Source organism: Amnibacterium sp. (genome assembly GCF_025463795.1).
GTDB lineage: Bacteria > Actinomycetota > Actinomycetes > Actinomycetales > Microbacteriaceae > Amnibacterium.
In genome coordinates, this window is record NZ_JAODBE010000013.1 from 1 (window position 1) to 6,501 (window position 6,501).

Consider the following 6,501-nt stretch of genomic DNA (forward strand, 5'->3'; position numbering starts at 1 on the left):
GGCCTCGACGACGAGGCGCGGGCGCTGCGGCGCGGGGATCGCGCCGTCGGCGAGGCCGGGCTCGCGCGGCTGCGGGCGCTGCATCCGCTCGTCGACGACTGGACGTCGACCCTCGACTCCGCGATCGCGATCGCGCGCATCTCGCCGTTCCTGCGGCACCGGCTGCCCGAGCTGCAGGCGCAGCGCCGGCTGCTCAGCGGCGTGGAGCTGGCGATCCGGTCGCTGCGGACGATCGGTCGCCGGGTCGACGCCCTCGTGTCCGACGGGCGGCCGCGTCCGGAGCTGGCCGAGCTGCTCGCCGCGATCGGCTCCGCCGTCGACCTGCTCGCCCGGTCCGTGCACGACCCCGACGAGGCGGTGACGGCCAGGGACGACCTGCTGCTGATCGCCCGGCGGCTCGACCCCGCGAGCCTCCTCCCCGGCGCTTCCATCACGGAGTCGCTCGTCGCCGTGCTCGTGCGGCCGGTCGTCGTCGACCTCGCCGCGGCGACCGGCATCGACCCGGACCTGGTGCGCGCCGAGCTGCCCGTGCTCCACTGAGTCAGCGCGGCGCCACGGACGACCACGGCACGGTCAGCTCGCCCAGCCGCCACCGCTTGGGACCGCCCTCGACCGGATGGCCGGCAGCGCGCAGCGCCTCGACGGTCGCGACGAACCGCTGCACCGGGCCGTAGACGGACAGCGAGCTGGCGCGCGCCCAGGCCGCGTCGAGACCCTGCAGCAGGTCGTGGATCCGCTCGCCCGGCACGTTGCGATGGATGAGTGCCTTCGGCAAGCGCTCGGCGATGACCGACGGCGCCTCGAGGCCCGTCAGCCGCAGCGCGATCGTGAATCGGCAGGGGCCGTGCGCCTCCACGTCGACCCAGGAGGCGATGCGACCCAGCTCGTCGCAGGTGCCGTCCAGCAGCAAACCGCCGGGCGCGAGGCGGGCGCGCATCCGATCCCAAGCGCCCCGGACCTCCGCCTCCTCGTACTGGCGCAGCACGTTCATCGCCCGGATGATCGCCGGCGCCTCGTCCCCGGGCGTCGGCACCTCGAACCCGCCGAGCGCGAACGTGACGCGTCCTGTCGCCGAGGGCACCGCGGCCGCTACGCGCGCCGGGTCGATCTCGAGGCCCAGCACCCGGACATCCGGCCGCGCCCGTGCGAGGCGATCGGCGAGCTCGAGCGCCGTCCAGGGGCGGGCGCCGAAGCCGAGATCGACGACCAGGGGCGAGGATGCGCAGCGCAGCGCGGGGGAGGCGGCGAGGTAGCGGTCGACGCGGCGCAGCCGGTTGGTGCCGGTCGTGCCGCGCGTCACCCGGCCCTCCACCATGCGCCGACGGTAGCCGAGGGGCGTCCCGGAAGCCCGCCGTACACTGGCCCCATGCCGGCCGAACACTCGCTGCTGCTGCTCCGCCACGGCTACAGCACCTGGAACGAGAAGAACCTCTTCACCGGGTGGGTGGACGTCCGGCTCACCGAGCGGGGCGTCCAGGAGGGCCGCCGGGCGGGCCGCCTGCTCCGCGAGACCGGCCTGATCCCCGACATCGTCTACACGTCGGTGCTCACGCGGGCGATCCAGACGGCCGACGAGGCGCTGCTCGCGGCGGACCTCGCCTGGCTGCCGGTCGTGCGGCACTGGCGGCTCAACGAGCGCCACTACGGCGCGCTGCAGGGCAAGGACAAGGCGGCCACGCTCGCCGAGTACGGCCCAGAGCAGTTCAAGACCTGGCGTCGCTCGTACGACGTGCCGCCGCCCCCGCTGCCCGCCGACGCGGAGTTCTCGCAGTCGTCGGATCCGCGCTACGCGGCCCTCGGCCCGGACGTGCCCGACACCGAGTGCCTCGAGGACGTCGTGCACCGCATGCTCCCGTACTGGGACGTCGAGATCGCGCCCCGGCTTCGCGCCGGCCGGCGGGTGCTCGTCGTGGCGCACGGCAACTCGCTGCGCGCGCTCGTGAAGCACCTCGACGGCATCTCCGACGACGACATCGCCGAGCTGAACATCCCCACGGGCATCCCGCTGCACTACCGCCTCGACGAGCACCTGAAGCCGATCGTCGCGCGCGGCGAGTACCTCGACCCCGAGGCGGCCGCCGCGGGCGCGGCTGCGGTCGCAGCGCAAGGCACCAAGTAGCCCCGGCTGCGAGACCCCTTCACCTCGGATGAGGAGCCGTGCGGAGCACGGCGCGGTTCGTGCGGACGCTACGGGGTCGGAACCACCCAGGCACCCGTCTGCAGGTACTGCACCTTCTTCGCGATGGAGACGGCGTGGTCGGCGAAGCGCTCGTGGTAGCGGCTCGCGAGCGTGGCATCGACCGTGTCGCTGGCCGCGCCCTTCCACGTCTCACCGAGCACCTTGTCGAAGACGCTGAGGTGCAGCTCGTCGACGAGGTCGTCGTCGTTCCGGATCTCCTCCGCGAGATCGGCGTCCTCGGTCTCGAGCAGCCGCGTCAGCTTCCTCGCGATCGCGACGTCGAGCCTGCCGAGCTCCTTGAAGGTGGGTCGCAGGGTCTTCGGCACCACCTTCTCGGGGAAGCGGTACCGGGAGAGCTGAGCGATGTGCTCGGCCAGGTCGCCCATCCGCTCCAGGGAGGCGCTGATCCGCAGGGCGCTCACCACGACGCGGAGGTCGCGGGCGACCGGCTGCTGGCGGGCGAGGATGTCGATCGCCAGCTCGTCGAGACTGCGGGCGAGCTCGTCGATGAGGTGGTCGTCGGCGATCACGCTCTCGGCGAGGCTCACCTCCTGGCCGTTGAACGCCGTCGTCGCCTTGTCGATGGCGTCGGCCACGAGGTCGGCGATGCGGACGAGCCGCTCCTGCACCTCGTGGAGCTCCTGCTGGAAGACCTCGCGCAACGTTCTTCCCCTCTGTGGCCGGTCCGGGGACCACCGTCCCGGCCGAAGGTGAACATCCGGTGCCGGAACGGGGAACGGCAGGCCAACTCGCGGGCCCAGGACGTCGTCGGGCGGAGCCCATGCCTGGACAGGCACCTAGTGTAAGCCGCATGAGCACGGCACAGGCGGTGGTGCTCGCCCTCGTCTTCGGCCTCGCGGTGGGTGCCGTCTTCGCGGTGCTGCTGCGGTCCGCCATGGACCGCGGGGCGGCGGCGCTCGAACTCGTCGACCGCCGGCTGCCCGACGGCATCGCCGCGGCGCTCGGCGCGCTCGACGGCCCCGCGCTGATGGTCGACGGGTCGAACACGGTGCTGCTCGCGACGGCCGCGGCGGAGTCGCTCGGGCTCGTGGACGGGCGCCTGCTGAACCACCGCGAGCTCGTCGTGCTCGTCGACGAGTCGCGGGCCCGGCACACCCCCAGGACGAAGGATCTGCTGCTGCGCCGCGGCACGGTCGGCCCGCCCACCCTGCACATCGCGGCCCGCGCCGCACCCATCGGCCTCAGCGCCGTGCTGCTGCTCGTCGAGGACCGCTCCGACGCGGTTCGCCTCGAAGCCGTGCGCCGCGACTTCGTCGGCAACGTGAGCCACGAGCTGAAGACCCCGATCGGGGCCGTCGGCCTGCTCGCCGAGGCGCTCGACTCGGCCGCGGACGACCCGGACCAGGTGCGCCGGTTCGCGTCCCGGCTCACCAGCGAGGCCGCCCGGCTCGCGCAGATCACGCGCGAGATCATCGACTTCTCACGCATCCAGTCCCGGGACCCGCTGCACGAGCCGCAGCCGGTCGCCCTGGACGACATCGTGCACGCCGCCGTGGACCGCAACCACGTGCTGGCCGACGCGAAGCGCATCGACGTGGTCGTCGGCAAGCGCTCCGGTCTGTTCGTGCTCGGTGACGAGACGCTGCTCACCACGGCCGTGCACAACCTCGTCGCGAACGCGGTGCAGTACTCGCCGCCGAACGGGCACGTGGGCATCGGTGCCCGCTCCCGCGACGGTGTGGTGGAGATCGCCGTGACCGACCAGGGCGTCGGCATCCCCGACGAGGAGATCGACCGGGTGTTCGAGCGCTTCTACCGGGGCGACCCGGCCCGCTCCCGCCAGACCGGCGGCACCGGCACCGGCCTCGGTCTCAGCATCGTCAAGCACATCGCCGAGAACCACGGCGGCGAGGTGCGGGTCTGGTCCCGCCCCGGCCGCGGCTCGACCTTCACGATCCGGTTGCCCGAGACGCCGGCACCGCCGATCGAGCGACCCAGGCGTCGGGACAAGGAACGCGTGTGACCACCATCCTGCTGGTCGAGGACGAGCCCGCCATCGCCGAGCCCCTCGTCTACCTGCTGCAGCGCGAGGGCTACGAGGTGACGGCTGCAGCCGACGGGGGCGAGGCCCTCGCCCGGTTCAACCGCACCGGCGCGGACCTCGTGCTGCTCGACCTCATGCTCCCCGTGCTGCCCGGCACGGAGGTGGCCAGGCGGATCCGCGCGGTCTCCGACGTGCCGATCATCATGCTGACGGCGAAGGACGCCGAGGTGGACATCGTCGTCGGGCTCGAGCTGGGCGCCGACGACTACGTGACGAAGCCGTACTCGAGCAGGGAGCTGCTCGCCCGCATCCGCGCCGTCCTGCGCCGCCGCGTCGAGACGAGCGACGCCGTCGGCCCCGACGTGCTCGAGTCGGGCACCGTGCGCCTCGACGCGGACCGGCACGCGGTCTTCGTGCGCGGCAGGGAGACGGCGATGCCGTTGAAGGAGTTCGAGCTGCTCGAGCTGCTGCTCCGCAACGCCGGCCGGGTGCTCACGCGGGGGCAGCTCATCGACCGCGTCTGGGGCTCGGACTACTTCGGGGACACGAAGACGCTCGACGTCCACATCAAGCGGATCCGGGCGAAGATCGAGGACGACCCGGGGGAGCCGCGCATGCTGCTCACCGTGCGGGGGCTCGGCTACCGGTTCGAGGACCTGCCGGCAGGGGCCTGAGGCCCGCAGTCGTCAGCCCGCGGCCGGGGTCGCGGAGTCGATCGGCGCCGGCGAGCCCGAGGTGCTGCCCGTCGGCGAGGGCGTGGGCGTCCCGCCGGGGATCGCGACCGGCGTCGGCGTCGGCGTCAGCGTCTGGTAGCCGGACAGCGAGCCATCGAGCACGGGGACCCTCACCGTGGTGCTCGAGCCGCCCGACGTGAAGTAGACCGGGAACAGCGCGCCCGCCTTCGCCGTCACCTGCGACAGGGTCACGACCTGGTCACCGCCCGGACGCACCGACAGGGCGCCGTTCGCCGGGACCGTGAGCTGCTGCGTCGTCGGGCCGGTGGAGCTCGTGTACTGCATCGACACCGTCGCCGCAGCGGATCCGGTGTTCACGAGCGTCGTGACGAGGTTCGCGTCGGTGCCCCCGGCGGTGAAGAGGAGCGCGTTGCGGATGCCGACCTTGCCGACGGTCGCATCCATGCCGTCGGCGACCTGGTTGATCTGCGTCGTGTCCTGCGGGCTGATGAACTCGCAGCCGCTCGCCCCGAGGACGATCAGTCCCGCGAGCGCGACGGATGCCGCAACGCGCATCTTCACCGGCGCACCCTTCGTCGTGTCGCCGTCCCGGCCCGTCGAACGGGGTGGAAACGGCAGTCGGATCCGCGTGCAGCCTAGCGGACGGCCCCCCTGCGGACCCCTGGATCCGGGCCCCCCACCCGTCCCTGAACAAGCGCTGTGCTAGAATGAGGGCCGCTTTTCGGAAGGACACTCATGCAGTTCGAGGTCGGCGAAACCGTCGTATACCCCCATCATGGAGCGGCGAAGATCGTCGAGGTCAAGAAGCGCACCGTCAGGGGCGAGGAGAAGACCTACCTCAAGCTCAACGTCGCTCAAGGTGACCTGACGATCGAGGTGCCCGCCGACAACGTCGACCTCGTCGGCGTGCGCGACGTCATCGGCCGTGAGGGCCTCGACCGCGTGTTCGAGGTGCTGCGCGCCCCGTTCGTCGAGGAGCCGACCAACTGGTCGCGCCGGTACAAGGCCAACCTCGAGAAGCTCGCCTCCGGCGATGTGATCAAGGTCTCCGAGGTCGTCCGCGACCTGTGGCGCCGCGACCAGGACCGCGGGCTCTCCGCCGGCGAGAAGCGCATGCTCGCGAAGGCCCGCCAGATCCTCATCTCCGAGCTCGCGCTCGCCGAGAAGACGGACGAGGAGCAGGCCTCCACGGTGCTCGACGAGGTGCTCGCCTCCTGACCACCGTCGTCGTCGTCGCTGCCGGCGACGGCGTGCGGCTCGGCGCGGGCGTGCCCAAGGCGCTCGTGCCGCTGGCAGGCAGAGTCCTGCTCGACTGGACGCTCGACGCCGTGCTGGCTGCGGACGTCGACACGATCGTCGTCGCGGCGCCGCCTGCTGCTCTGGACCGGGTCCGCGCCCTGGTCGCGGTGCGGACCTCCGCCACCATTCGCGTCGTCGCCGGCGGTGCGTCCCGGCAGCAGTCGGTGGCGCTCGCGCTGGCCGAGGTGCCGGACGACGAGGTGGTGCTCGTGCACGACGCCGCTCGGCCACTCACGCCGTCCGCGGTGTTCGACGCGGTCCGTGCGGCCGTCATGGTGTCGGGCGCGGGGGTCGTGCCCGCGCTCACCCCGGCGGACACGGTC

The 6,501-nt window shown here is 72.6% G+C and carries 8 protein-coding genes and 1 pseudogene; 6 read left to right on the forward strand and 3 right to left on the reverse strand.

Features of this window, described 5'->3' with window-relative positions; genetic code table 11:
- Window positions 1-540 (forward strand): annotated as a pseudogene (locus tag JWQ92_RS01080) (FUSC family protein); the annotation flags it as partial.
- Between the two features lies 1 nt (window position 541).
- Here the strand turns inward: JWQ92_RS01080 and JWQ92_RS01085 are convergent.
- On the reverse strand, window positions 542-1,315 hold the full coding sequence (locus tag JWQ92_RS01085) for a class I SAM-dependent methyltransferase (protein ID WP_297342607.1): 774 nt from the start codon (window positions 1,313-1,315) through the stop codon (window positions 542-544).
- A gap of 51 nt (window positions 1,316-1,366) precedes the next feature.
- Here JWQ92_RS01085 and JWQ92_RS01090 point away from each other — a divergent pair, with 51 nt between their 5' ends.
- A complete protein-coding gene (locus JWQ92_RS01090; RefSeq protein ID WP_297342608.1) occupies window positions 1,367-2,119 on the forward strand; it encodes a phosphoglyceromutase in 753 nt (250 codons plus the stop codon).
- A 68-nt stretch (window positions 2,120-2,187) separates the two neighbouring features.
- Here JWQ92_RS01090 and phoU read toward each other — a convergent pair whose 3' ends face one another.
- Complete coding sequence (gene phoU / locus JWQ92_RS01095) at window positions 2,188-2,841, reverse strand: phosphate signaling complex protein PhoU (protein ID WP_297342609.1); 654 nt, start codon at window positions 2,839-2,841, stop codon at window positions 2,188-2,190.
- Between the two features lie 149 nt (window positions 2,842-2,990).
- On the opposite strand from phoU, the gene JWQ92_RS01100 reads away from it, so the two are divergent.
- The gene (locus JWQ92_RS01100; protein ID WP_297342610.1) at window positions 2,991-4,163 is read left to right on the forward strand and encodes a cell wall metabolism sensor histidine kinase WalK; all 1,173 of its coding nucleotides are present in this window, start codon (window positions 2,991-2,993) and stop codon (window positions 4,161-4,163) included.
- Complete coding sequence (locus JWQ92_RS01105; RefSeq protein WP_297342611.1) at window positions 4,160-4,858, forward strand: response regulator transcription factor; 699 nt, start codon at window positions 4,160-4,162, stop codon at window positions 4,856-4,858. The genes JWQ92_RS01100 and JWQ92_RS01105 overlap by 4 nt, the downstream gene beginning before the upstream one ends.
- Window positions 4,859-4,870: 12 nt before the next feature.
- Here JWQ92_RS01105 and JWQ92_RS01110 read toward each other — a convergent pair whose 3' ends face one another.
- Window positions 4,871-5,440, reverse strand: coding sequence for a hypothetical protein (locus JWQ92_RS01110; protein WP_297342612.1), 570 nt, complete (start codon window positions 5,438-5,440; stop codon window positions 4,871-4,873).
- 174 nt (window positions 5,441-5,614) lie between these two features.
- Between JWQ92_RS01110 and JWQ92_RS01115 the strand changes: the two genes are divergently transcribed.
- A complete protein-coding gene (locus tag JWQ92_RS01115; protein WP_297342613.1) occupies window positions 5,615-6,097 on the forward strand; it encodes a CarD family transcriptional regulator in 483 nt (160 codons plus the stop codon).
- A partial coding sequence (locus JWQ92_RS01120) for a 2-C-methyl-D-erythritol 4-phosphate cytidylyltransferase (protein WP_297342614.1) occupies window positions 6,094-6,501 on the forward strand: 408 nt, incomplete at its 3' end. The genes JWQ92_RS01115 and JWQ92_RS01120, both read left to right, overlap by 4 nt.

Coding starts and splice junctions, on each gene's coding strand:
- JWQ92_RS01085 (WP_297342607.1), bottom strand. CDS start 1,315: ATGGTGGAGGGCCGGGTGACGCGCGGCACGACCGGCACCAACCGGCTG.
- JWQ92_RS01090 (WP_297342608.1), top strand. CDS start 1,367: ATGCCGGCCGAACACTCGCTGCTGCTGCTCCGCCACGGCTACAGCACC.
- JWQ92_RS01100 (WP_297342610.1), top strand. CDS start 2,991: ATGAGCACGGCACAGGCGGTGGTGCTCGCCCTCGTCTTCGGCCTCGCG.
- JWQ92_RS01115 (WP_297342613.1), top strand. CDS start 5,615: ATGCAGTTCGAGGTCGGCGAAACCGTCGTATACCCCCATCATGGAGCG.